Below are 22,309 nucleotides of genomic sequence, written 5' to 3'. Positions count from 1 at the left end.
GTGGTGCCACCCTTATTCGCTGCCAAGATGCGGCAGCCTCAAGCGGTCTGTTCAGACCATGATTGGTAACGGATATCATCCGATTTGCGCCTACTCCAAGTTTCAGCGAAATATCTCAGGAACGCTCAAGAATACTTTACGCCACCGATTTGCACCAACCATCGGCTCTCTGAGGACGTTACGGTTTCTTTTTTCCGTCATCGGTTTTCACAGATTAATTTTTTCATAATGTATCATGGCTCTAACATTGTGTCAATAGGTGTTTATTTAGGCCAACCGCCTTGGAGCAGGGGAAGAAACAAGGGATAGCCTTGAATGTCATGCCGTTAATTTGCTATGATGCATATGCCCGCCTATGATTAAATTATACTAATATTACTGTGGTTGTACACGAAGATATCTTAAAAATCAAGATGAAAGACAGGCCCATCTTCTATGAAAAAATTTAAAATACGTGTTAAAAGAATCGAAGCCCACCAGTTGAACGATCGGCTGCTGCTCATCAATCTGTATCTTACGCAAGCGTTGACGCTTATCGTCGGTTTGATCTGGATTTTGTTTCAGAACCGGAATCCGTTCGGATTATTTGTTTTTCCGAAGGAAATCGAGTTTGTTTATTGGGGTCTGGGACTTGCTGCAGCGATGCTGGCAGTCGACTTTGTATTGTCCCGGTTTGTGTCGGAGGATAGCATGGACGACGGCGGGATCAATGAAATGCTGTTCAGGAAAAGGCCGGTTTGGCATATATTCGTTATCGCCCTGATCGTTTCCATCTGCGAGGAATTATTGTTTCGCGGAGCGATACAGCATGCGTTCGGACCGTATTGGACAAGCATCTTGTTCGCGCTGATCCATGTCCGATATTTAAAGCATTGGCTGCCGACTGGATGGGTTTTCTTGAGCAGTTACGGTCTGGGCTACGTCTATATACAAACGGGTACCATTTGGGCGCCAATTCTGTGCCATTTTCTGATAGATTTCATATCGGGAATGTTGATACGGTTTCGGAGGAAAGAGGAACATGAACGAGCTTAGCAGAATGCAACGGCATCAGGGCCGAAATAAAGGCCGGAAGAACAAGTCATCGGCTCAATCCGAAAAAAGAGCGGCGGAAAAGCCGCTGCAGGCAGGAGGGAATCGGAGTCGATCTAAATCCCAAGCTCCCGCAAGCACTGCGGTACCGAAGCCGCGGGGCGGCAGCGCGGCGGATGGATTAAGCCGGTCCAGATCGACAAGGTCAAACCAGAATCCGATAGAGGAAGAGGTTTCGGCGCCTAAACGAACGAATACATATTCCTCCTATCGCGTAAGAATGAGCAAGTGGTTTGTGAACTCATTAATTGTCATCTTCATATTGTTAATGGTAGGTCTTCTGTGGTGGGGACTTATCGGAGCGCCTCCATTAAGGGAATTGTTAAAGGAGATATTATGAGTGTGTTGATGTGGATAGCGGGTGCTGCGGCACTCGGTGCAGGCGCAATCGGCTGGATGAGGGCTGAAGCCCAGGGCTATCGGCTGCGTGAAGAGGAAGTGGTATCCGAGCGTATTCCGCGGTCGTTTGACGGGTTTCGGATGCTGTTCATCACCGACATACATCGCAGACAACTGTCTGAAGAGAAGCTATTATCCAATATATCATCGGTGGATTGCGTGCTCCTGGGCGGAGATATTACCGAAAAAGGGGTGCCCTTTGAGCGGTTGAGACATAACATGTCGGTTTTGGCCCGCCTCGCCCCCGTGTATGCCGTACTGGGAAATCACGACCTGTATGCAGGCAAGGACGCCGTTCGCAAGGTATTGCGGGATAGCGGGGTCATTCTGCTGAATGACAAGACCGTCAAGTTGAAGCGGGATGACGAGTGCCTTGTCCTTAGCGGAGTTAGGCAGCCGGCAAGCAGGAAACATCCGTATACGAAATTCCGGGGAAATGCTGCCGAGGACCAGTATCACATCATTCTGGTGCACGATCCGATATGGCTCAAAGGCAAGGAAGAAACGCACGGGGATCTCCTGCTGGCAGGACATACCCATGGAGGACAGATTGTGCTGCCGATTGCCGGAGCGGTTCGTCTGGAGCGATTTTACAAGAATTTTAAATCCGGATGGTATACGCTGCCGAGGAAGGCAGGAGAGCCTATCCTCTCCTCAAGGCTGCTGATCAGCCGGGGGTTCGGCACTTCCCATATTCCGCTGCGCTTGAAATGTCCGGCGGAATATCATGTGATTACATTACGCAAAAAACCTTAATTCGATCGTCGGATGTTTGACGGCAGAATTAAGGTTTTTCCGGTTTTTCGGGTTATCTTATTTTAGGCTCGATCCATTGCGGATCCACGAATTCGTACCCTTTGGCCTCGAGCTTGGTCAGCAAAGTGTCCAGGGCTTCGGCAGTCCACGGAAGCTCATGCATCAGAATATTGCTGCCGGGATGAAGCTGCTCGAGCACGTTGCTCACAACGGCATCGGGTTTGTTTTTGTTTTTGCTTTCCCAATCCAGGGAACCGTTGGACCAAGTCATAAACAGCAGGTCATGCTCCAGTGCGACTTCCTTGACGGTATCTCCGCCGGAGCCGAACGGAGGCCGGAAAAACTTCGGTTCCGCTCCCGTCGCTTCCTTAACGATCTTCTGGACGTCCCCGATCTGTTTCTCGACCTTCTGTTTGCTTTCCTTTTTCAGGTCGATATGATCCCAGGAATGATTGCCGATGACTTGACCGCGGTCATGGATCAGCTTCAGCAGTTCGGGATGCTCCTTCGCGCGGTATCCATTCACGAAGAAAATGGCTTTGGCTTCATGCTTGTCGAGCGTATCGATCATGCGGTTGATCATTTTTTCATCCTTGGGACCGTCGTCAAATGTGAGCAGCACCACCTTTTCGGGTACGGATTCATCGTTTGGTACGATTCGGTACACCTTATTCATGTGGTATTTCGGTTCGGACGGAGCCTCGACTTCCGGATCCTTGACGGCCTCTTCGGACGGGTCCGGGGAATCCGGGGATTTACTCGAGCTCGTGCTGGACGGGTCTTCAGGCTTGTCCTGTTCGGCCGAAGGATCGGTGCTTTCTTTCGGAGGGGACACCTGCCCGGTGGATTCGTTTTGCTGCTTCGTCTGGGTATTACTGCCTTCCATAGCCGCGCCTTGCTTCTGAGCGGCGCCGTTGCTGCCGCATGCACTGAGCATCAGGCAGCAGGCCAACAGAAGGACTGTTCGTGTTCTAACCATGATTCCATCTCACTTTCCTGTATTTATGTAGCATGAGTTCCTGGCGGTGCGAGAACAATAAACTCGAGTTTATCATAGAAGGAGGTATCATTTGTGAAGACTTCGTCATTTCTATATGGTGTCATTATCGGTGCCGTTGCATCCCGGATGATTTCCCGGAAAAACGGCACGTTCTTCTCCTCGATGATGAAAGACGCGAATCTTGGCCGGTTTGCGAATACCGCGATGAGTAAAATTCAAGGCAACAAGAGCCAGTTTAGCGGCTCCAGCCGAGAAAGCGTGTCTCCCAGTCCAGGCCGACATGATTCCACTCATTCCAATGGAACTGCAGGGGTACAGGCATCGACTCATTCGAAGGCTGCCAACCTGAAGCAGGTCAAGGATTTCATCCGAAACAACCCTGATGTGAAGACCGAAGTCGAACAGATTTTGAAAGAGACCCACACCGTCATACCGGGTTTGTAAACGGCATCAACCTTTTTGAATCATTCTCGGGGAACGGCCTCACGAATCCCTGTGAATGATTCTTTTTTCTTCAGCTACATATTTACGTGCATTTGTGGGTATTAAATGATAAAATCAATTATATAAAACCATTTTTATCACGTCATAATCCAGACATCATAATTTGTTATAAACTTTTGTTTACGTAAGGAGGATCCTGTCATGAAAATAGAGCGTTTGAGTCAAGATAAGATACGGATTTTCCTCACGTTTGACGATCTGAGTGAGCGTGGGATCCAGAAGGAAGAGATGTGGCAGGAAATACCGAAAGTTTATGACCTGTTTACGGAGATGATGGATCAGGCATACAGTGAACTCGGATTTGATGCCACCGGACCTCTTGCCGTTGAGGTGTTTGCACTGCCTGCCCAAGGCATGGTGGTTATTGTGACGAGAGGGAAATACGATCATCATTTCGGCGGCTTGTCCGAAGAAGATATGCCGGACGAGATTTATGAAATGGAAGTAACGCTGGATCAAAGTGATACCATCGTCTATGTTTTTCAGGATTTTGAAGTGCTCATTGAAGCATCGCATATGTTGAAGGACCTTGTAGGCGGAGCGGGCAAGCTCTATCACTATATGGATAAATGGTTTTTGTACTTCGAGCCCGAGGAATTGGATAGCGAGAAGCTGCCGGCTATAATTGCCATGCTGGCCGAGTTTGGCGAATCCTCTTCGGTAACGGAGGCTGTGCTGGAGGAATACGGGAAGAAAGTGATGCCTCAGCAGGCGGTTGAGGTTATCTGTACACACTTCCAGCGTCAGCATTAATCAATGTGGGCGTGCGTGCCGGACTTCAGGCCCGCAACTAACGGAAGGGGAATTTCAGTGCTGGTGTTCTCGATCATTGCGTCAGCTTTGGCGCCGGGACTCGCATTGCTCACGTATTTTTACCTGAAGGACAGGTATGATCAAGAACCCCTGCACATGGTGATCAAAGTGTTCATGCTAGGGGTTCTGATCGTTTTCCCGGTCATGATTTTGCAGCGGGGAATGATACTATGGCTTGGCGACAATCCGGTAGTCAACTCACTGTTCGTTTCGGCGGGCGTTGAGGAATTTTTAAAATGGTTCGTGATGTATCATATTATTTTTAACCATACGGAATTTGACGAGCCTTATGACGGCATACTATATGCAGTGGCGATATCGCTGGGATTTGCTACGGTAGAGAATTTACTTTACGCTTGGTACAGCCAGGCAGCCTTCGGCCCGATGTTCATGCGGGCGTTGCTGCCCGTTTCGGGTCACGCAATGTTTGGCGTTATCATGGGATACTACATGGGACATGCGAGGTTCACGGAAGGGAAACGAAGAAGATTCTTCCTCGTGCTGTCCATGGTTCTGCCTTGGATGTGGCATGGTCTTTATGACCTGATTCTGAATTTGCTGACCCACACATGGGTATGGTTTATCGTTCCGCTAATGGTTCTGCTGTGGTATGGCGGCATGGGCAAAATCTCCAGAGCGAACAACCGCTCTCCTTTCCGCTTCATTAACCGGGAGGAAGAGGTTAATACGTAACAAATCAGGGCACACTTCATTCTATAGACCTTGGCTGACAGCCAGGGAATCATAGAAAGGGAGGTGCCTTTTTTGCGTGTAAAAGTGAAAATTCTTTGCAAGGATTGCGGTGAGCGATTCGTATTGCGCGGAAAGAAGGAGCAGGGCCGGATCGAAACCGGATTTAAGCAGTGCCTGTGCAACAACCGGGATCACTTCGATATTGAGGAAGATTTCTAATTGATGAAGGAATGATCCAGGGATGCATAAGACTTCTTTCTTCTAGTCAAACTAACGGCAGTGAGTAGAAGAAAGGAGACTATCGCATCATGTACAAACGATTAAGCGCTATTCTGTTTCCTGTAGCCACCATATTATTGATCGGGGCTCTGGTTTGGGGATATCAAGAAAATAAAGAAAAGAACGCCATATTGATTAACGCCGAGAACCAGTACCAACGGGCTTTCCATGACTTGTCGTACAATATGGACAGGATTCATGCCGAGCTCGGCAATACGCTTGCGGTCAGCTCGACTTCGCAAGGGATGCACCGGAAGGGTCTGATGAATGTATGGCGCCTGACCAGCCAGGCGCAGAACGAAATCAGCCAACTGCCGCTAACGCTGCTTCCGTTCAACAAAACCGAAGAGTTCCTGTCCCGGATATCGAATTTTGCCTACAAAACGGGCGTGCGCGATTTAACGAAGGAACCGCTTAGCGAGAATGAGGTCAAAACGTTGAAATCGTTATACGCCAACTCCGGCGAAATCACGAAGGATTTGCAGCATGTGCAGAACAAGGTCATCGCTAACAGTCTGCGCTGGATGGACGTAGAAACGGCCTTGGCTACGAATAAAGTCGAAGATAACTCGATTATTGACGGATTCAAAACGGTGGATAAAAAAGTAGAGGCTTATCCTGAGCTTGATTGGGGACCATCGGTAAGCAGCATTTACGACAGACGTTCCGTGAAGCAGCTGGCAGGCATGCCGGTCTCGGAGGAGGATGTGAAGCGCAAAGCGCTGAAATTCTCCGACACGGGCAATCAAGCCAACGTACAAGTGACGAAGAACGGTAGCGGTACCGAGTGGGTATCCTACACGGCCAAAGTCAAACACCCGAAAGGCCATATGCTCAGCATGGATTTCACCGAAAAAGGCGGCCAGCTGATCTCCTACACGGATGAACGGAATGTCGGCGCCAAGAGAGCATCCGTTCAGGATGCCATCGACAAAGCCCAGCAATTCCTGACGAAAAAAGGCTATTCCGACATGACGGTCGTATCGGCCGACCAATACGATAACCTGGCCAACTTCTCTTTTGTGCGCGAAGAAGACGGCGTGCTGATATATCCTGAGAAAATCACCGTGCGCTCGGCCATGGATAACGGTGAGGTCATCGGATTTCAGGCGAGCGACTTTGTTTACGAGCACCAGGTGAAGCGCGATATCCCGCAGCCGAAGCTCAGCCTCGCCGAAGCGGAGAAGGTTTTGAACCCTGAATTCAAGGTGCTCTACCACCGCAAGGCCTTAATCAAAAACGACCGTTCCGAAGATGTGCTGTGTTATGAGTTCGGCGGACGCATCAACGGCTCCCAGTATCGGATTTACATTAATGCGGATACGGGCCTGGAGGAAACGGTCGAGGTCGTTAAGGATGCGCAGGCAGGAATTAAATAGCCGTTTCTTGATGCCATATAAGCCGGTTCAGGCGATTTCCTGAATCGGCTTTTTTGCTTGCGGAGAACTGCTGCAGAGCAGCCAGTATAGTGTCTAAGGAATACATCTGTATCCCGGGGAAAGACATGAATCGACCGGATTCGAAGATTTTATCCCATGGTCCCGCTCATCCCGTGATATAATGGAAAATAATGATTATGATGAATTAGTGGGTGAGCGCATTGTATCCAAAGATCAACGACGTCCTCTATATCCAGTTGGATACGGGGGATGAGAAGGAAGCCAGCATTGTTTACAAATCCCGCATTTCCGACATGGATGACGAATCGATGTATATGGAGGTTCCGCTTCAGGAAGGAACGGGGAGGCTGAAGAAGCTGTATATTGGGGACGAGCTTTCCGCTTATTTTTTGACGGAGGGCGGAGTCAAGAACTTCTTCAATTCCTATGTCCTGAGTCACCATGAAGACGTTATACGCCTGGTTCGCATCAAAAAGCCGGAGCCGGATCAGATCACGAAGGTGCAGAGAAGGAGCTTTCTGCGGGTACAAGCCGAGCTCGAGTTAGCGGTGATGGCCAAAGACGGCACGCGGTTGCTGACCAAAACCGATGATGTCGGCGGAGGAGGGGTATCCTTTTACCTGGAACCCGACAAATCGTTTGCGGAAGGGAGCTTATTAAGCTGCTGGATCCTTATTCCGTTCAAGAACGGATCGGTGGAGCATGTCCCTTTTGAAGGCGAAGTTGTCAGGGTCAAGCAGCTGCCAGGCAATCGAAGCATCGTCATGCTGAAGTTTAATCAGATCGTAGATATGGAGCGTCAGAAACTGATCCGTTATTGCTTTGAGCGCCAGTTTGATTTTCGCAACCGTTGATGCATAAAATGGACAAGCCGGTGGCACACTAGCGGAAAATTTTGTGTCGGAAGGACCGTGTGCTTATGTCCCAGTCATCTAACGATCAAAATCAGCTGCGGCGAAAAACTAGGCAGGATCCCATGCCCGACGATAAAGGACAAGCTCTTCATGACCGATACGGTCAAGTACTGCTTAAGCTGCTGATAGGGCTCGCATTCGCTTTGGTGATCGTCCAGCTGCTATTGCATTATGAACCAAGCCGGCCCTACCTTTCGCCGATTCAGCAGATGGAGGGCGTTCCCGTTAATGAGCCAAATGTAAACGATTGGATGGGAGAAAACACCCCTTCTCTTTTGCATCGCTCTAGCTAGTGTGGTATAATTTTCACGTCGCAGGCGGGCGCCTGCTTTTTTCTTGAAATATAAGATCGTGCCTTGTTTATCTCGGACTTTCTTGTATATTTTCACTAGAGGAACGGTGATCCCGTCCCTGATCGGATGGTAAGCCCTTTCGATTTCGAGGTATATGTTTGAGGAGGAATGCCCCGTTGGTTATGCAGGGGACAGGTTATCGCGACAGAATTAATATTGCCATCGACGGTCCGGCAGGCGCGGGCAAAAGCACGGTAGCGCGTATGGTAGCCAGCAGGCTGCAGTACATCTACGTGGATACCGGCGCCATGTACAGGGCAGTCACCTGGTTCATGCTGAACCAAGAGATTTCTCCGGAAAATCCCGAAAAAGTGCTTCAACATGCACAAAACATGGTGATTGAATTAAAACCGCATGAAAATGGTCAAATGGTTTGGCTGAACGGGGAAGACGTCACGCCATATATTCGTTCACATCAGGTTAGTGCAGTGGTATCCCAATATGCACGAATCGAAGGTTTGCGAATAAAGCTTGTCCGTTTACAGCAGCAAATGGCACTGGATAAGGGCGTTGTCATGGATGGACGCGACATCGGCACGACGGTTTTGCCGGATGCCGAAGTGAAGATTTTCATGACGGCCAGTGTCAAGGAACGTGCGCTCCGCCGCTTCCATGAGTTAAGTGATGAAGGCATAACGCTGGAACAATTGGAAAGAGATATCGCAGAACGCGACAGGCTGGACCAGGAACGTGAAGTGTCCCCGCTCCGATGCGCAGAGGATGCCATCATACTGGATACGACGCATATGGATATCAATCAGGTTGTCGAAGCGATTCTTTCATATTGCGAAACTTAATGGGGATGGGGAGAAATAGGCATGATTTACGTTTTTTGCAGAGCGGTGGTCCGCGGTTTGTTCGCTATTCTCTACAGATTCGAATCTGTCGGCGTACATAACATACCTTCGGAAGGCGGCGTGCTAATCTGCAGCAATCACATTAGCGTACGAGATCCGATTTCTGTCGGAATTCACGTCAAGCGCCAGGTGAAGTTCATGGCCAAAGCCGAGCTGTTCAACATTCCGGTGTTCGGATGGCTGGTTCGTCAGCTTGGGGCCTTTCCGGTTAAGCGCGGGGGCGTAAGTAAAGATTCCATCAAAACCGCTCTTACGATCTTGCGTTCGGGCGAGATTATGGGAATCTTCCCTGAAGGCACGCGCAATTCGGATGCAACCGCGGCGAAACGTGGCGCGGCAAGCTTCGCTCTCCGCAGTGGGGCAACGGTCGTACCGGCTGCCATCATTGGAAACTACAAGCCGTTCCGAAAGGTAAAAATCATCTACGGCGCACCCGTGGATCTGTCCCGATTCGAAGGTGACAAGTCACCGGAGGCACTGGATGGGGCAACCGAATTGATCATGGCCAAGATTCACGAAATGCGAGCCAGCGGCAAACCAACCGAGAACTGATTTATTCGCTCCATGCATAAAAAGCATGGGAAGGTTGGAAAGATACTACAGCAATTATGTTTTGAACTTCGCGAATGCGAGTTTAAATAAATGGGGTTTGAATTGAGGAGGTTATTTGACATGTCGGAAGAAACAAGAAATCAAGAGGCTGCTGAAAACCAAGAGCAGCTGGACCAAATCGTATCCTTGAAAAAAGGGGACACCGTGAAAGGGACGATCGTCAAACTGGAGGACAACCAAGCTTACGTAAGCATTGGATATAAATATGACGGCGTAATTCCTGTTCGCGAACTGTCTTCTGTACAGCTTGATAATGCATCGGATGCGGTTCAGGTTGGCCAAGAGGTAGAGTGCAAGGTCGTTAGCATCAACGACGACAAGGAAAGCCTGGTTCTTTCCAAGCGCGCGATCGACACCGAGAATTCTTGGGAGGAGCTTGAGAAGCATTTTGCGGATCAGGACGTGTTCGAAGTAACGGTGGCCGACGTGGTTAAAGGCGGACTTGTAGCCGATGTCGGCGCACGCGGCTTTATTCCTGCTTCCATGGTCGAGCGTCATTTCGTTGAAGACTTCAGCGACTACAAAGGCCGCACGCTTCGCGTAAAAGTGAAAGAGCTGGACCGCGAGAACAACAAAGTGATTCTTTCCCAGAAGGACGTTCTGGAAGAAGAGTTCGAAGCGAACAAACAAAAAGTGATGTCCGAGCTTCAAGACGGACAAGTGCTGGAAGGCACCGTGCAACGCCTCACGCAATTCGGCGCATTCGTTGACGTTGGCGGCGTGGACGGTTTGGTTCACGTATCCGAGATCGCTTGGAGCCATGTTGACAAACCATCCGATGTATTGTCCGAAGGCGATCAAGTGCGCGTGAAAGTGCTGAAAGTGGATCCTGAAAAAGGCAAAATCAGCCTCAGCATCAAAGCGGCTGCTCCGGGTCCTTGGGAAACAGCTGGCGAGCAATTCAACACGGGCGACATCGTAACGGGCGTCGTAAAACGTCTGGTTACTTTCGGAGCTTTCGTTGAATTGGCACCAGGCGTAGAAGGTTTGGTTCATATCTCCCAAATCTCCCACAAGCATATCGGTACTCCGCAAGAAGTACTGAAGGAAGGCCAAGAAGTTCAGGTTAAAGTACTTGACATCAACACTTCCGAGCAGCGTATCAGCCTGAGCATCAAAGAAACCGAAGAAGCGCCAGCTCAAGCTCCGCGAGCTGAAAAACCGTCCAAAGGTCCTAAAATCGACCTGAAAGACAACCCGAACGTTTCTTTGAACAACCAAGGCATGAGCGTTACGCTTGGCGAGCGTTTCGGCGATAAGCTGAGCAAATTCAAGTAAGCCCGGGAACAGTTTTGTTCGGTCTATTGACCTATCATAACGAAGTCGGCGAACCCAGAAATCTGGGTTCGCCATTTGTTTTTTTAGGGGACGAACGTTTACGGATGTTGTAACATGGGGTAGAGCATAATAGAAATGCAGATGAAAGGTTAGCCAATTGTAACGTTTTTTGCTATGATGATAATCGTAAGAATTGACAGGAGGAGTGACTATGGCAAGACCCGTAGTGGCTATCGTCGGAAGGCCTAACGTCGGTAAATCCACCATATTTAACCGATTGATCGGCGACAGATTAGCCATCGTTGAAGATAAACCGGGGATTACCCGTGACCGGATTTACGGCAGTGCTGAATGGAACGGTAAAGCGTTCAGTGTCATCGATACAGGCGGTATCGAAATCGACGGCGATGACATGATTTTGAAATCCATACGCATGCAAGCCGAGCTTGCGATTGAAGAAGCGGATGTCATCGTATTTATGTGCGATGCGAAGACGGGGGTTACCCAATCGGACGAGGAAGTTGCACAGATTCTGTTCCGTTCCGGTAAACCTGTCATACTCAGCGTAAACAAAGTGGATAATTTGAAGCGTGCTGATGATATCTATGAGTTCTATTCCCTCGGATTTGGCGATCCTGTCGGGATATCAGGCAGCCACGGCACAGGGATCGGCGACCTCTTGGACGTTGTCGTCGAGAACCTGCCGGAACTGGAAGACGACGAATATGACGAGGATGTTATTCGTGTCGCCTTGATCGGCAGACCGAATGTAGGCAAATCTTCTCTCGTCAATGCCATTCTGGGAGAAGAGCGCGTCATTGTCAGTGACGTTGCGGGCACGACCCGCGATGCGATCGATACGCCATTCGAGAAAGACGGGCAGCGGTATGTCCTCATCGATACGGCAGGCATGCGCAAACGCGGAAAAGTGTATGAAACCACCGAGAAATACAGCGTCATGCGTGCCATGCGGGCCATCGAGCGGGCGGATGTCGTTCTCGTGCTCATCAACGGGGAAGAAGGCATTATCGAGCAGGACAAGCATATCGCCGGTTATGCTTATGAGGCCGGTAAAGCGTCTTTATTTGTCGTCAACAAATGGGATATGGTCGAGAAAGACGACAAGACGATGCAGCAGTTCGAGAAAAAGATCCGGGACCATTTCCTGTTCATGACCTATGCGCCGGTCGTATTCTTGTCGGCCAAGACGAAGCAGCGCCTGCAGAAGCTGCTCCCTGTCGTTAAACATGTGGCCGATCAGCATTCCCTTCGCGTGCAGACGCATTTGCTTAACGATGTTATATCCGATGCGATTGCGATCAACCCGCCTCCAACGGATAAGGGAAGAAGATTGCGCATTAACTATTCAACACAGGTGGCGGTCAAGCCGCCGACCATGGTCGTATTCGTCAACGATCCGGAATTGATGCACTTCTCATATGAGCGTTACCTTGAGAACAAGATTCGGGCCGCTTTTGACTTTGAAGGTACACCCATCAGGATATTTACTCGAAGAAAGTCTGATGAGAGTTAGGGGAGAATAGCTTGATTCTGGAGATCGTAGCGATTGTAGTTTGTTATTTACTTGGTTCGGTAAGCTTTAGCGTACTGCTTGCCAAAATCCTGAAAGGGATCGACATTCGTCAGCATGGCAGCGGGAACGCCGGGGCAACCAATACCCTTCGCGTCCTGGGAAAAGGACCTGCCATTCTGGTATTGGCTTTGGATGTAATTAAGGGCATCGCTGCGGTTTGGATCGGACGATGGCTCGGAGGAGACAATGCGTGGCTGCCGGGGTTATGCGGCATTGCCGCCATCATCGGTCATAATTGGCCTCTTTACTTCCGCTTTCGAGGCGGCAAAGGAATTGCAACCGCCATTGGGGTGCTTGCTACGCTCTGCTTCATTCCAGCGCTTATAGCCGGCGTTATCGCCATTCTATCCATTGTTTTTACCCGTTATGTATCTTTGGGTTCCCTTATTTTTGTAGTGCTTACCCCTGTTTTCCTCTTGATCGCGGATTATTCCTGGCCGATCTTTTGGACAAGCTTGATCATATGCGTATTCGCCTTCTGGCGTCATCGCTCGAACATCGTGAAGCTTGTACAGGGACGTGAAAACAAGCTTGGTTCCGGAAAAGGAAAGGACAAAGGAGGGAAGCGCGTTGTCTGACAAAGTCGCTGTTCTGGTGGCAGGCAGTTGGGGAACCGCTTTGGCAAGTGTTCTCGCTTCGAATGATCTGGATGTTGTCGTCTGGACGAGAACGGAGGAACAGACCCGTGAAATTAACGAACTGCATACCAACAACCGTTATTTGCCCGGGGTGGAGTTATCTTCGAACATTCGCGCCACGACCGATATGGAAGAGGCGGTCTCTTCGGCTGCTGCCGTGGTTATCGTTGCACCATCGTCCGCGATGCGGGAGGTTTCGGGCCAGCTGAAGCAGTATTGGAGCGAAGATATGCTGGTGATTCACGCAACTAAAGGATTCGAGATTGAATCCCTGAAGCGGATGTCGACCGTCATATCCGAAGAGCTGGGCTGCGAGGAAGGCCGCGTAGTCGTACTATCAGGACCCAGCCATGCGGAGGAAGTGGTGAGACGCTGCCCTACAACGGTCGTTGTGGCATCCTTGGACGCCAAGGCCGCCGCCGCCGCCCAGGATCTGTTTATGAACACGTATTTCAGAGTGTACACGAACCGGGATATGATCGGCGTGGAATTGGCCGGAGCGCTGAAGAATATTATCGCTTTGGGCGCCGGCATGTCCGACGGATTGGGCTTCGGCGACAACGCCAAGGCGGCGCTTATTACGAGGGGATTGGCAGAAATTTTGCGAATCGGCATGGAGATGGGCGCGAATCCGCTGACGTTTGCCGGGCTTGCCGGGATCGGCGACCTCGTGGTTACCGCTACGAGCCAGCACAGCCGGAACTGGCGTGCAGGCTCGATGCTTGGGCAGGGCAAGAAGCTTGATGAGGTTCTCGCATCCATGGGGATGGTGGTGGAAGGAATACGCACGACCAAAGCCGCGCATGCCATTTCCGAGAAATACGGGGTGCAGATGCCGATTGCCGACCAACTGTACCATGTGTTGTTTAAAGACCGGAATCCCCGCGTCGCCGTGGAAGCCTTAATGGGCCGGGACCCCAAGACCGAGATGGAAATGATGCCGCTCGAGACTTGGGAACAATGGCACACCTAGCTTATTCACCATTCCGAGGATTGACTCATATATTGATGTGAGGATGTCGGAGGAGGGGTGGAAATGAGCAAAAGCTTTCACAAGGATGTACTGAATGCGATTAACAAGAAAAGCGGTAAGAAAATTTCTTCAGGGGCTGTCAATAAGCTGGCTAGCACGGTTAAGCCGTCTACTATGCAAAATGAAGCCCAGCTCCGCCAGCTGATCAAGCAGGTATCTGCTATGGCGAACATACCTGTCAGCGAGGACACGATTCAGGAAATTGTCGGAGCGGTGAAGAAGAGCGGCATGAATCCGAGCAATATGGAAGCCTTGATGAAAATGATGATGAACAAATAAGATATGCTGATCATGAACAAAAGACGCATCCTTTGCGGGAATGCGGCTTTTGTTCTTTTTTTCGCCATACTCAGGGTGAGGCACTATCATTTTCGTGATATAATAGGTTGAATAATTTGAAGAGAGATTGGAGAGTTTCGTGACATGGATCCGATGCAAAAGATGTGGCTGTCCCTTGTCGCATTATTGATTATGGCGCTGTCCGTCATCGTGGTTACGCTTGCGCGAAGCAAGACCAAAGGTTTTCTGCGCGGCACGCTATCGTTTGTGGCCTTTATGATGATGATTTTCGGTTTTATTATCGGACTGGCTTCCATCATTTAATATGGGAAGCCGCTTCCGGGATGATACGGTAAAGGGGTGCAGCATGACGCTGAATGATCTGCCGGAATTGGAGAAGGCGTTAGCTACCGCCATTCGCAAACTGAATCAGGCGCCTGTCGCTTGGCTGCTGGGTGGAAGCTGCTGCTTGCTCCTTCAGGGCGTAGAATTAGGCAAGCCGCCGAGGGATATCGATATTTACGCCGATGCAGGGGGGATTCAGCCGCTGCATGAGACGCTGGCCCTTCTGGCAGCAGACGCTCCCCGGCTGGATCAGGAAGGAATATATTCTTCCATTCTGAGCCACTATGAATTAGAGAAAGTCCCGATTGAACTTGTAGGCGGATTTGAAGTGAATTCGGAGGGTTCCTCCTATCGCGTTGAAATCGATCAATTGCTCTATCCTGCAGCGCAAGCGCGCCACATACGGGACGTCACGGTACGGCTGATGCCGTTATCCCACGAACTGGTGTTTAATGTGCTTCGAGACAGACCGGATCGTTACGATGCCATTGCGGAGACGATGTTGAGGGATATGAACCAACATTTGCCGCTGCTTCAGCGGTTGTTAAGCCGAAATCGGTTGAGCGAGGAACATCGGATGGTATTGAAGCGATTAATCGGACTACAGCCATAGCACGGTAATCGAACCGGCAGCATGGAAGAGCGGGTACATAAGAAAAGGAGCGGTTTGCCGTTGGAGTACGAGGTATTATTTCTGCCGGATCAGAAGAAGGTCAAGGTTCGTCCGAACACGAATGTGCTGGATGCCTCGCGTCGTGCCGGTGTACGCATTCCGACCCGTTGCGGAGGCAAAGCAGGCTGTCTGATGTGCAAGATCCTGGTACCGGATGAGGAACGCGGACATTGCTCTGCTCCTGAGACCAAGGAAATCAGGAAGCTGGGAACGTCGATGATGGAACAAGGCTACCGGTTATCCTGCCAGACGAGGATTACGAGCCATTTGAAGGTGATAATCCCCGAGGATCCCCTTAAGGCCGCGATACGCAAGCAGCTGGAGGCAGCGAGGAACCGGGAGTCCGATGACTTTATTTAAAGCGCGAGTTCAAAAAGATCGGTTTTCAGCACCGAGGCCTATGCTTCCGATGTGCGTTTTTTCAAAACGCTTCAGTTGAGTGAAGCTACTTCTGAATCGCGGTCGCTCAGCCTTGAATTTGCCTCGATTGGTTTTCTTATCAAAATCGGACTTTTTGAACAACCTCTTAAAGCGAAGGATGATGTTAGTTGAGTATGAACACTTGGATGACCCAAGCGGCTGGCCGTACGAAGCGAATGTCTGCCGTCTTAGTCCTGGTGCTGTTTCCAATGTTGCTGACAGGTTGTCTATATCCTGACGAGAAGCTGCAGGAGAACAAGGTTTCCTATAGGGAAAGTGTCAAACGGATTCAGTCGGCCGTGGACGATTTTTATCAAGAGCAAGGAATTCTGCCGATCATTACGGCAGGCGCGGAAATTCCGAAGTATGAGAAATACCGGGTCGATTTGGATCAGCTGAAGGGCCGAGGATATATCGACCAAATTCCGGATACGGCTTTCGAGAAAGGCGGCAGCGGTTATTTTCTCATTATTAATGAGGAAACCGAACCGACCGTGAAGGTCATGGACTTAACAACGGCTCAGAAGGTGAATGACGTTCAGCGAGCCGTGAATCTGTACAAAATGGCGAATGACAACGCCCTTCCGGCAGGGGAAGCCCTCTACCCGGGTTATACGGCGGTGGATTTGTTGAAAACCGAGGCCAAATCCCTTAAGTTGATGAGTGTATACTCGGGCCAGGAAATGCCTTTTATGATGGATGAAGAGGGCACGGTGTACGCCGATTATGCCTTTGATATTATGCAGGCTATCCAGAAAAACGGCTCCGAGCCCAAAGAAGGAGAGGATTTACGGGTGTTTCTGGAGAAGGAATCCTATTATGTACCCGTAAAATCCGTACCCTATGCATGGAAGGACGGGCAGCCTGTGGCTCAGCCCCTATCCTAAACCCGTACCCGCCGATATCGGCGGGTATTTTTTTTGGTCCCGCCTGGTTGCCGGTTTCTGCCTGAAGAATGAGGTACGGCAGCCATAAGGCGGGTCTACTTTTTTACCCTCGAGTCTCTTCTTCGATCGTTTTTTCGAATAAGGCTGAATCTCTTTGGAATATCTAGTAAAGTCCGCGCATATTCATAATCTGAAAGAGTAGTGCGGGCAAGAGCCGGTTGCCCACATCATGAGGCACTAGAAAGCGTCTGAAAGGCGTGACAGCGCGAAGACAGACCGTGCCCCGAGCGGTGGTTTTTCTTACGGTATTCGATTGCGTGTCTGGCAGTTGCAGGCATATTCGATATCTTAAAAAAAACTGGACGGACTTTAAGGGGCAACCGTCATATTTTTGAACCCGGTACATATGATGTTACTAGTCCAAATGCATGTACGAGTTACGCCGCTTTGCCGTTTCCATCCAAACTCATGGAATACCGGCGGCGGGATGCTGGCGACATTGTAAAGGCTGCTCATCTGTTGCAATGGCTTTGGCTATGAGTGGAACACGAAGCGGATGCTCTTAAAGCATTTTTCCTTCGGAGTAATTTGAGGAGGGGATCTCTTTTGGAAAAAGTGGACATTTTTAAGGACATTGCCGAACGGACCGGAGGGGACATTTACTTAGGTGTTGTCGGTGCCGTCCGTACGGGAAAATCAACTTTCATCAAGCGGTTTATGGAGACGGTTGTTCTCCCGAACATTACGAACGAGGCGGATCGAGTAAGAGCTGTCGATGAGCTGCCTCAAAGTGCTGCAGGGAAAACGATCATGACGACCGAGCCGAAATTCGTGCCGAACAACGCGGTACAAATCAAGGTTACGGATGGCCTTGAGGTCAACGTAAGATTGGTCGATTGTGTTGGTTATGCCGTTGAAGGCGCCAAGGGTTACGAGGACGAGAATGGCCCGAGAATGATCTCGACGCCATGGTTCGAAGAGCCGATTCCGTTCCAGGAAGCGGCCGAAATCGGAACCCGCAAAGTCATTCAGGAGCACTCCACGCTTGGCGTCGTTGTCACGACGGACGGAAGCATTGCGGAGATCCCGCGAAGCTCTTATGTTGAGGCCGAGGAGCGCGTCATCGAGGAACTGAAGGAAGTCGGCAAGCCGTTTGTTGTTGTCATTAACTCGACGCGTCCCCGCAGCGAAGAAGCCCTTCAGCTGCGCAATGAGCTGGCAGAGAAATACGACATTCCGGTCATGACGCTGAGTGCGGCTACCATGACCGATGATGACGTGACCGGTGTGCTTCGTGAGGTATTGTATGAGTTCCCGGTGCATGAAGTGAATGTCAATCTGCCTAGCTGGGTTATGGTGCTTAACGAGAACCACTGGCTCCGCAGCAACTATGAAAACTCGGTGAGAGATACCGTGAAAGATATCCGCCGTCTGCGTGACGTGGATCGTGTGGTTAGCCAGTTCATGGAATATGATTTCATCAACCACGCCGGACTCAGCGGCATGAATATGGGTCAGGGCGTTGCCGAGATCGACCTCTTCGCGCCTGACGAACTGTATGACCGGATCTTGATGGAGGTCGTGGGTGTCGAGATCCGAGGCAAGGATCATCTGCTGCAGCTGATGCAGGAGTTCTCCCATGCCAAACGGGAATACGACCGCTTCGCCGAAGCGCTTGAGATGGTCAAAACGACGGGGTACGGCATCGCCGCTCCTTCCCTGGCCGAGATGGCGCTTGATGAGCCTGAGCTCATCCGTCAAGGCACCCGCTTCGGGGTAAGATTGAAAGCGACCGCTCCATCCATTCATATGATTCGGGTGGACGTGGAATCCGAGTTCTCGCCGATCATCGGCACGGAGAAGCAGAGCGAGGAGCTTGTGCGCTACCTGATGCAGGACTTCGAGAACGATCCGATCAAAATTTGGGAATCCGACATATTCGGACGCTCGCTGCACTCGATCGTCCGTGAAGGAATCCAAGGAAAAATCGCGATGATGCCCGATAATGCCAGATACAAATTGCAGGAAACCTTGGGTCGCATCATTAACGAAGGCTCCGGCGGTTTGATCGCAATCATTCTTTAAGTGGGCGCCGAAAAGGTGTTGAAAATGCAGTCGCTAACGGGTCAAAAGTCCCGATTAGCGGCTGTTTTTCATGTTTTCTTTGACCCAGCAAAGCAAAACGCTTGAAATTATGAGATGGCTGTATTACTATAAATTTGTTCCGCGTCATGCATTCTAAACGCGAGATAGGGGTAAAATACCCGATTGCACGTATAATTTGCGGTAAAACGGAAACAGTGAATAGCAAGTGGAGCACATTCCTTGTTAGGGAGGTGAAAGAATGAATAAATCGGATCTGATTACACAAGTAGCTGAATCTACTGAGCTTTCCAAGAAAGATGCAACTAAAGCGGTTGATGCCGTTTTCGATGCAATCTCCGAAGCATTGCAAAGTGGAGACAAGGTACAACTGGTCGGTTTTGGCAACTTCGAGGTTCGCGAGCGTTCCGCACGGAAAGGCCGCAACCCGCAAACAGGTGAAGAAATCGAAATCCCTGCGAGCAAAATTCCTGCATTTAAACCTGGTAAAGCGCTCAAAGACGGAATCAAATAAAGATTTCTACATATTACCTAAGAGCACAGGTCGTGAATTCGTTCACGGCCTTTTCTTTTAGGCTTACGGCGAGGAGGCCTGGAAAATGGAGAACGTTCAGAACGGCGATTATTTTATTGTCAAAGCACTGGACCATGGCGTGCAGGTAATCGGTCTTACCCGCGGTCAGGATACCCGCTTTCATCATACCGAGAAGCTGGACAAAGGCGAAGTCATCATCGCCCAGTTCACGGATCATACGTCCGCGGTGAAAATACGCGGCAAAGCCGAGATCATGACCAAGCACGGGAAGATCGAATCCGGCAACTGAGGAAAATCATCATATAGAAAAAGCCCCACCATTTCGGTGGGGCTTTTTTGTATTTCGAGTTTATTCGCGCAGAATGTGTGTTAACAAATTGTTAAAGGCACTTGCCGCTTTGTCGAACAATGGATATACTAGCGGGAATGGAATGAATAAAAATGCGAAAGGATGATTGCAGAAATCATGGCGAAACAATACAGAGACGGACAGTATATTGTGGTCCCTGAAAATCCGATATCCATGTTTTTGTTCAACAGTACGCGCTCGGCGTGGATATGGCTGCTGGTCAGGCTGTATCTCGGTTACGCGTGGTTAACGTCGGGCTTGAAAAAACTGACGGCCGAAGCCTGGACGGGAAGCGAAGCCGGAGCGGCCATTAAGGGCTTTGTCGGCGGCGCGCTGGCAAAAGCGGAAGAAGGAAAGGACGTAACCGGATGGTATGCTTCTTTCCTAGAGGGGTTTGTTCTTCCCAATGCCAAGCTGTTTGCCTATATGGTGGCCTTCGGCGAGGTACTGGTAGGACTCGGGCTGATTTTGGGCCTGCTGACCGGTATTGCCGCATTTTTCGGCGGATTAATGAATGCCAGCTTTTTATTCGCGGGCACGGTAAGCTCCAATCCGTTGTTGTTTATTTTGGCGACATGGCTGGTGCTGGCTTGGAAAGTCGCAGGCTGGTACGGCTTGGACCGCTGGGCCCTGCCGCTGCTGGGTACGCCTTGGAGCCGCAAGCGCAAGGATAGGGATATTCCGGAACAAGTTTGATCCTGCCCAAAAGTAACATTCGTCACTTTCATCACGCGTTTGTCAAGTACAATTCGAACAGACCGCGGCCATGAAATCCTTTAATCTGAAATCAGATCAATATGGATAAAGGATGATGGTCATGGGAATCCGTGCTTTTTTTAAACTGGTGGAAATTCAGACGAAGGTTGCCAGCATGATCCCGTTCCTGTTCGGAACCTTGTATGCGCTGTTTCGTTTTCAGCAGTTCAATGGGTATCATTTTGCCCTGATGCTCGCATCATTGCTGTCGTTTGATATGGCAACAACGGCGATCAATAATTATTACGATTACAAAAAAGCGATTAAAAAGAACGGCTTCGGTTACGAGCAGCATAATGCCATCGTACGTTATAACCTGAAAGAGCCGGCGGTTGTGTCCGTCATCGCTCTGCTGCTGCTGACGGCCGTCGGATCCGGCATAGCGCTGTTCCTGTCCACGGGCTGGTTAATTCTGCTGCTTGGCGGAATGTCCTTCGCGGTAGGGATATTATATTCGTTCGGACCGATTCCGATTTCGCGGATGCCGCTAGGCGAGCTGTTCTCCGGATTGTTCATGGGGTTTGTCATCATCTTCATCTCGGCTTGGATCCATGCTGAGGGCAGCCATCTGGCGGTTATGGATATTCAAGGGAGCGTCCTCTCCCTTCAGGTGAACCTGCCCGAGGTGCTGCTGCTGCTGGTCGTGTCATTGCCGGCCATTCTCGGGATTGCCAACATCATGCTGGCCAATAACATCTGCGACATGGATGAGGATTTGGAGAACAGACGGTATACGCTGCCGGTATATATCGGCTTCAAGCATTCGCTGAGACTGTTCCGGGTTCTGTACTGCCTTGCTTATCTGGACTTGGCGGCTCTTCTTCTGATGAAGGTGCACCCTGTGCTGGTTCTGCTGGTGTTCGTCACCATTGTCCCGGTATATAAAAAAGGAGCCGCATTCACCGCACATCCATCCAAAGAGAAAACCTTCGTGATCGCGGTGCAAAATTTCGTGGTCATGAATTTGGCCAGGATCGCGGCGCTGGCTGTGGCCGTGACATTGACCTCGCTTTCGCTTTTCTAACCGAATCCCGTTCGTTTTACCAGAAGCAGGCATAGCCTGCTTTTTTTCTTTATACAATGAGGTATGGACTTCAGAGGAGCGGAAGAAACTAGGAACAGAGGAGGTTTCGGTCATGAAGCATTGGCAATCCGTACAAGCGGTACTCTTGCCTGCGGCGATTGCATTCATCCTGCTTGGCCTGTTGATGGGGCTCCAATCGCAAGCTCGTTATAAGGTCGGCGCTGTACCCGCGGCGGTGCCTTATCACAGCCGCGAATTAAGCGATGCCGGCTTGGTGGATTCCCTGATGAGTCTACCTCTGAATCTGCAGATAAGCCGGGCGGACTATGAAGAAGGCGCTTTGACGCTGGATATCAAATTGAGCGATGCCACAAAGACGGCCTCCGAGGTTTACGAGGACATCGCCAGCATTATGTCCTATTCGTTCGATGGCACGGATAATGTGAGGCAGCTGTATCTCAGGGTGGTTGCCATCGATCGCTGGGGAGGAAAACGGTATATGCTGCTGGCCTCGAATATGAACAGGGAAGCATGGGATTCACGCTATGCGGAAGTCCTAACCCAGCTGGAGAACGAGGATGTGCCGCCTTCCGTCGCTGCTGCCCTGAACCTGACCTTTACGAATCTTTGGCCAAAGCAGTTCAGCGGCCCTGGAAAGGGGTAAAATAGTAGATGACAGGGCATGTACGTGCCCTGAACATGTGTTATAATAGATTGGATTGT

General features: G+C 50.2%; 28 protein-coding genes and 1 other annotated feature (1 of these 29 running past the window's edge). Of the genes, 27 read left to right on the top strand and 1 reads right to left on the bottom strand.

The window, feature by feature from the left end:
• Positions 1 to 210, bottom strand: a binding site (T-box leader); it reaches 20 nt to the left of the window's first position.
• A 225-nt stretch (positions 211 to 435) separates the two neighbouring features.
• From AC3RCL_RS19510 to AC3RCL_RS19500, 3 genes are read left to right on the top strand one after another with little or no spacing between them, the layout of a single operon-like run.
• Entirely contained in the window at positions 436 to 1,035 is a 600-nt protein-coding gene (locus AC3RCL_RS19510) for a CPBP family intramembrane glutamic endopeptidase (protein WP_015734505.1), read from the top strand.
• Positions 1,022 to 1,432, top strand: a complete 411-nt coding sequence (locus AC3RCL_RS19505; RefSeq protein WP_096773267.1) for a hypothetical protein — start codon at positions 1,022 to 1,024, stop codon at positions 1,430 to 1,432. The genes AC3RCL_RS19510 and AC3RCL_RS19505 overlap by 14 nt, the downstream gene beginning before the upstream one ends.
• Positions 1,429 to 2,247, top strand: coding sequence for a metallophosphoesterase (locus tag AC3RCL_RS19500; RefSeq protein WP_492531438.1), 819 nt, complete (start codon positions 1,429 to 1,431; stop codon positions 2,245 to 2,247). Before AC3RCL_RS19505 ends, AC3RCL_RS19500 begins: the two co-directional genes overlap by 4 nt.
• A 52-nt stretch (positions 2,248 to 2,299) precedes the next feature.
• Here AC3RCL_RS19500 and AC3RCL_RS19495 read toward each other — a convergent pair whose 3' ends face one another.
• Complete coding sequence (locus tag AC3RCL_RS19495; RefSeq protein WP_492531436.1) at positions 2,300 to 3,226, bottom strand: polysaccharide deacetylase family protein; 927 nt, start codon at positions 3,224 to 3,226, stop codon at positions 2,300 to 2,302.
• A 93-nt stretch (positions 3,227 to 3,319) separates the two neighbouring features.
• Here AC3RCL_RS19495 and AC3RCL_RS19490 point away from each other — a divergent pair, with 93 nt between their 5' ends.
• The 24 genes from AC3RCL_RS19490 (at position 3,320) to AC3RCL_RS19375 (ending at position 22,250) form a co-directional block, all read left to right on the top strand.
• Positions 3,320 to 3,691, top strand: coding sequence for a hypothetical protein (locus AC3RCL_RS19490; protein ID WP_492531434.1), 372 nt, complete (start codon positions 3,320 to 3,322; stop codon positions 3,689 to 3,691).
• A 201-nt stretch (positions 3,692 to 3,892) separates the two neighbouring features.
• Positions 3,893 to 4,504, top strand: a complete 612-nt coding sequence (locus AC3RCL_RS19485; RefSeq protein ID WP_015734510.1) for a genetic competence negative regulator — start codon at positions 3,893 to 3,895, stop codon at positions 4,502 to 4,504.
• A gap of 57 nt (positions 4,505 to 4,561) precedes the next feature.
• On the top strand, positions 4,562 to 5,257 hold the full coding sequence (prsW, locus tag AC3RCL_RS19480) for a glutamic-type intramembrane protease PrsW (protein WP_090911039.1): 696 nt from the start codon (positions 4,562 to 4,564) through the stop codon (positions 5,255 to 5,257).
• Positions 5,258 to 5,329: 72 nt separating this feature from the next.
• On the top strand, positions 5,330 to 5,476 hold the full coding sequence (locus AC3RCL_RS19475) for a hypothetical protein (RefSeq protein ID WP_009595221.1): 147 nt from the start codon (positions 5,330 to 5,332) through the stop codon (positions 5,474 to 5,476).
• A gap of 89 nt (positions 5,477 to 5,565) precedes the next feature.
• The gene (ypeB, locus tag AC3RCL_RS19470; protein WP_096773271.1) at positions 5,566 to 6,915 is read left to right on the top strand and encodes a germination protein YpeB; all 1,350 of its coding nucleotides are present in this window, start codon (positions 5,566 to 5,568) and stop codon (positions 6,913 to 6,915) included.
• 212 nt (positions 6,916 to 7,127) lie between these two features.
• Positions 7,128 to 7,790, top strand: a complete 663-nt coding sequence (locus AC3RCL_RS19465) for a flagellar brake protein (RefSeq protein WP_015734514.1) — start codon at positions 7,128 to 7,130, stop codon at positions 7,788 to 7,790.
• A 65-nt stretch (positions 7,791 to 7,855) separates the two neighbouring features.
• Positions 7,856 to 8,143: a DUF5359 family protein gene (locus AC3RCL_RS19460; RefSeq protein ID WP_192572475.1), complete on the top strand. Its 288-nt coding sequence runs from the start codon at positions 7,856 to 7,858 to the stop codon at positions 8,141 to 8,143.
• 176 nt (positions 8,144 to 8,319) lie between these two features.
• Complete coding sequence (cmk, locus tag AC3RCL_RS19455; RefSeq protein ID WP_492531430.1) at positions 8,320 to 9,000, top strand: (d)CMP kinase; 681 nt, start codon at positions 8,320 to 8,322, stop codon at positions 8,998 to 9,000.
• A gap of 21 nt (positions 9,001 to 9,021) precedes the next feature.
• Positions 9,022 to 9,612 (top strand): lysophospholipid acyltransferase family protein, encoded by a 591-nt coding sequence (locus AC3RCL_RS19450; RefSeq protein WP_492531428.1) that lies wholly within the window; start codon positions 9,022 to 9,024, stop codon positions 9,610 to 9,612.
• 120 nt (positions 9,613 to 9,732) lie between these two features.
• The gene (rpsA, locus tag AC3RCL_RS19445; protein ID WP_009595202.1) at positions 9,733 to 10,950 is read left to right on the top strand and encodes a 30S ribosomal protein S1; all 1,218 of its coding nucleotides are present in this window, start codon (positions 9,733 to 9,735) and stop codon (positions 10,948 to 10,950) included.
• A gap of 211 nt (positions 10,951 to 11,161) precedes the next feature.
• The gene (gene der, locus AC3RCL_RS19440) at positions 11,162 to 12,484 is read left to right on the top strand and encodes a ribosome biogenesis GTPase Der (protein ID WP_009595099.1); all 1,323 of its coding nucleotides are present in this window, start codon (positions 11,162 to 11,164) and stop codon (positions 12,482 to 12,484) included.
• A gap of 11 nt (positions 12,485 to 12,495) precedes the next feature.
• A complete protein-coding gene (gene plsY / locus AC3RCL_RS19435; protein WP_015734519.1) occupies positions 12,496 to 13,122 on the top strand; it encodes a glycerol-3-phosphate 1-O-acyltransferase PlsY in 627 nt (208 codons plus the stop codon).
• Complete coding sequence (locus AC3RCL_RS19430; protein ID WP_015734520.1) at positions 13,115 to 14,155, top strand: NAD(P)H-dependent glycerol-3-phosphate dehydrogenase; 1,041 nt, start codon at positions 13,115 to 13,117, stop codon at positions 14,153 to 14,155. Before plsY ends, AC3RCL_RS19430 begins: the two co-directional genes overlap by 8 nt.
• A 63-nt stretch (positions 14,156 to 14,218) precedes the next feature.
• Positions 14,219 to 14,494: a stage VI sporulation protein F gene (locus AC3RCL_RS19425; RefSeq protein WP_009595189.1), complete on the top strand. Its 276-nt coding sequence runs from the start codon at positions 14,219 to 14,221 to the stop codon at positions 14,492 to 14,494.
• Positions 14,495 to 14,638: 144 nt separating this feature from the next.
• Positions 14,639 to 14,818: a DUF2768 family protein gene (locus tag AC3RCL_RS19420; RefSeq protein ID WP_006209457.1), complete on the top strand. Its 180-nt coding sequence runs from the start codon at positions 14,639 to 14,641 to the stop codon at positions 14,816 to 14,818.
• A 43-nt stretch (positions 14,819 to 14,861) separates the two neighbouring features.
• A complete protein-coding gene (locus tag AC3RCL_RS19415) occupies positions 14,862 to 15,452 on the top strand; it encodes a hypothetical protein (protein ID WP_492531423.1) in 591 nt (196 codons plus the stop codon).
• A 60-nt stretch (positions 15,453 to 15,512) separates the two neighbouring features.
• Complete coding sequence (locus tag AC3RCL_RS19410) at positions 15,513 to 15,872, top strand: 2Fe-2S iron-sulfur cluster-binding protein (protein ID WP_009595225.1); 360 nt, start codon at positions 15,513 to 15,515, stop codon at positions 15,870 to 15,872.
• Positions 15,873 to 16,066: 194 nt separating this feature from the next.
• Complete coding sequence (locus tag AC3RCL_RS19405) at positions 16,067 to 16,819, top strand: YphF family lipoprotein (RefSeq protein WP_492536413.1); 753 nt, start codon at positions 16,067 to 16,069, stop codon at positions 16,817 to 16,819.
• 606 nt (positions 16,820 to 17,425) lie between these two features.
• Positions 17,426 to 18,904, top strand: a complete 1,479-nt coding sequence (gene spoIVA / locus AC3RCL_RS19400) for a stage IV sporulation protein A (RefSeq protein ID WP_009595160.1) — start codon at positions 17,426 to 17,428, stop codon at positions 18,902 to 18,904.
• A gap of 259 nt (positions 18,905 to 19,163) precedes the next feature.
• Positions 19,164 to 19,436, top strand: a complete 273-nt coding sequence (locus tag AC3RCL_RS19395; RefSeq protein ID WP_006209463.1) for an HU family DNA-binding protein — start codon at positions 19,164 to 19,166, stop codon at positions 19,434 to 19,436.
• 85 nt (positions 19,437 to 19,521) lie between these two features.
• A complete protein-coding gene (mtrB, locus tag AC3RCL_RS19390) occupies positions 19,522 to 19,746 on the top strand; it encodes a trp RNA-binding attenuation protein MtrB (protein WP_492531420.1) in 225 nt (74 codons plus the stop codon).
• A gap of 177 nt (positions 19,747 to 19,923) precedes the next feature.
• On the top strand, positions 19,924 to 20,502 hold the full coding sequence (locus tag AC3RCL_RS19385; protein WP_492531418.1) for a DoxX family membrane protein: 579 nt from the start codon (positions 19,924 to 19,926) through the stop codon (positions 20,500 to 20,502).
• A gap of 121 nt (positions 20,503 to 20,623) precedes the next feature.
• Positions 20,624 to 21,586: a prenyltransferase gene (locus AC3RCL_RS19380; RefSeq protein WP_096773278.1), complete on the top strand. Its 963-nt coding sequence runs from the start codon at positions 20,624 to 20,626 to the stop codon at positions 21,584 to 21,586.
• Between the two features lie 112 nt (positions 21,587 to 21,698).
• Complete coding sequence (locus AC3RCL_RS19375; protein WP_492531416.1) at positions 21,699 to 22,250, top strand: hypothetical protein; 552 nt, start codon at positions 21,699 to 21,701, stop codon at positions 22,248 to 22,250.
• Positions 22,251 to 22,309 lie beyond the last annotated feature (59 nt).

It is taken from the genome of Paenibacillus sp. MT86, from assembly GCF_058792535.1.
Note: the sequence above shows the minus strand (reverse complement) of the source record. Positions and strands in the feature narration are given on the sequence as shown.

Bases quoted from the DNA above. Each gene is read 5' to 3' on its own strand.
- der (WP_009595099.1), top strand. From the start codon at position 11,162: ATGGCAAGACCCGTAGTGGCTATCGTCGGAAGGCCTAACGTCGGTAAA.
- AC3RCL_RS19375 (WP_492531416.1), top strand. From the start codon at position 21,699: ATGAAGCATTGGCAATCCGTACAAGCGGTACTCTTGCCTGCGGCGATT.
- AC3RCL_RS19460 (WP_192572475.1), top strand. From the start codon at position 7,856: ATGTCCCAGTCATCTAACGATCAAAATCAGCTGCGGCGAAAAACTAGG.
- AC3RCL_RS19380 (WP_096773278.1), top strand. From the start codon at position 20,624: ATGGGAATCCGTGCTTTTTTTAAACTGGTGGAAATTCAGACGAAGGTT.
- rpsA (WP_009595202.1), top strand. From the start codon at position 9,733: ATGTCGGAAGAAACAAGAAATCAAGAGGCTGCTGAAAACCAAGAGCAG.
- AC3RCL_RS19385 (WP_492531418.1), top strand. From the start codon at position 19,924: ATGGCGAAACAATACAGAGACGGACAGTATATTGTGGTCCCTGAAAAT.
- AC3RCL_RS19425 (WP_009595189.1), top strand. From the start codon at position 14,219: ATGAGCAAAAGCTTTCACAAGGATGTACTGAATGCGATTAACAAGAAA.
- AC3RCL_RS19510 (WP_015734505.1), top strand. From the start codon at position 436: ATGAAAAAATTTAAAATACGTGTTAAAAGAATCGAAGCCCACCAGTTG.
- AC3RCL_RS19395 (WP_006209463.1), top strand. From the start codon at position 19,164: ATGAATAAATCGGATCTGATTACACAAGTAGCTGAATCTACTGAGCTT.
- AC3RCL_RS19420 (WP_006209457.1), top strand. From the start codon at position 14,639: ATGGATCCGATGCAAAAGATGTGGCTGTCCCTTGTCGCATTATTGATT.
- AC3RCL_RS19485 (WP_015734510.1), top strand. From the start codon at position 3,893: ATGAAAATAGAGCGTTTGAGTCAAGATAAGATACGGATTTTCCTCACG.
- AC3RCL_RS19500 (WP_492531438.1), top strand. From the start codon at position 1,429: ATGAGTGTGTTGATGTGGATAGCGGGTGCTGCGGCACTCGGTGCAGGC.
- mtrB (WP_492531420.1), top strand. From the start codon at position 19,522: ATGGAGAACGTTCAGAACGGCGATTATTTTATTGTCAAAGCACTGGAC.
- AC3RCL_RS19505 (WP_096773267.1), top strand. From the start codon at position 1,022: ATGAACGAGCTTAGCAGAATGCAACGGCATCAGGGCCGAAATAAAGGC.
- AC3RCL_RS19415 (WP_492531423.1), top strand. From the start codon at position 14,862: ATGACGCTGAATGATCTGCCGGAATTGGAGAAGGCGTTAGCTACCGCC.
- AC3RCL_RS19405 (WP_492536413.1), top strand. From the start codon at position 16,067: ATGAACACTTGGATGACCCAAGCGGCTGGCCGTACGAAGCGAATGTCT.
- AC3RCL_RS19495 (WP_492531436.1), bottom strand. From the start codon at position 3,226: ATGGTTAGAACACGAACAGTCCTTCTGTTGGCCTGCTGCCTGATGCTC.
- AC3RCL_RS19450 (WP_492531428.1), top strand. From the start codon at position 9,022: ATGATTTACGTTTTTTGCAGAGCGGTGGTCCGCGGTTTGTTCGCTATT.
- ypeB (WP_096773271.1), top strand. From the start codon at position 5,566: ATGTACAAACGATTAAGCGCTATTCTGTTTCCTGTAGCCACCATATTA.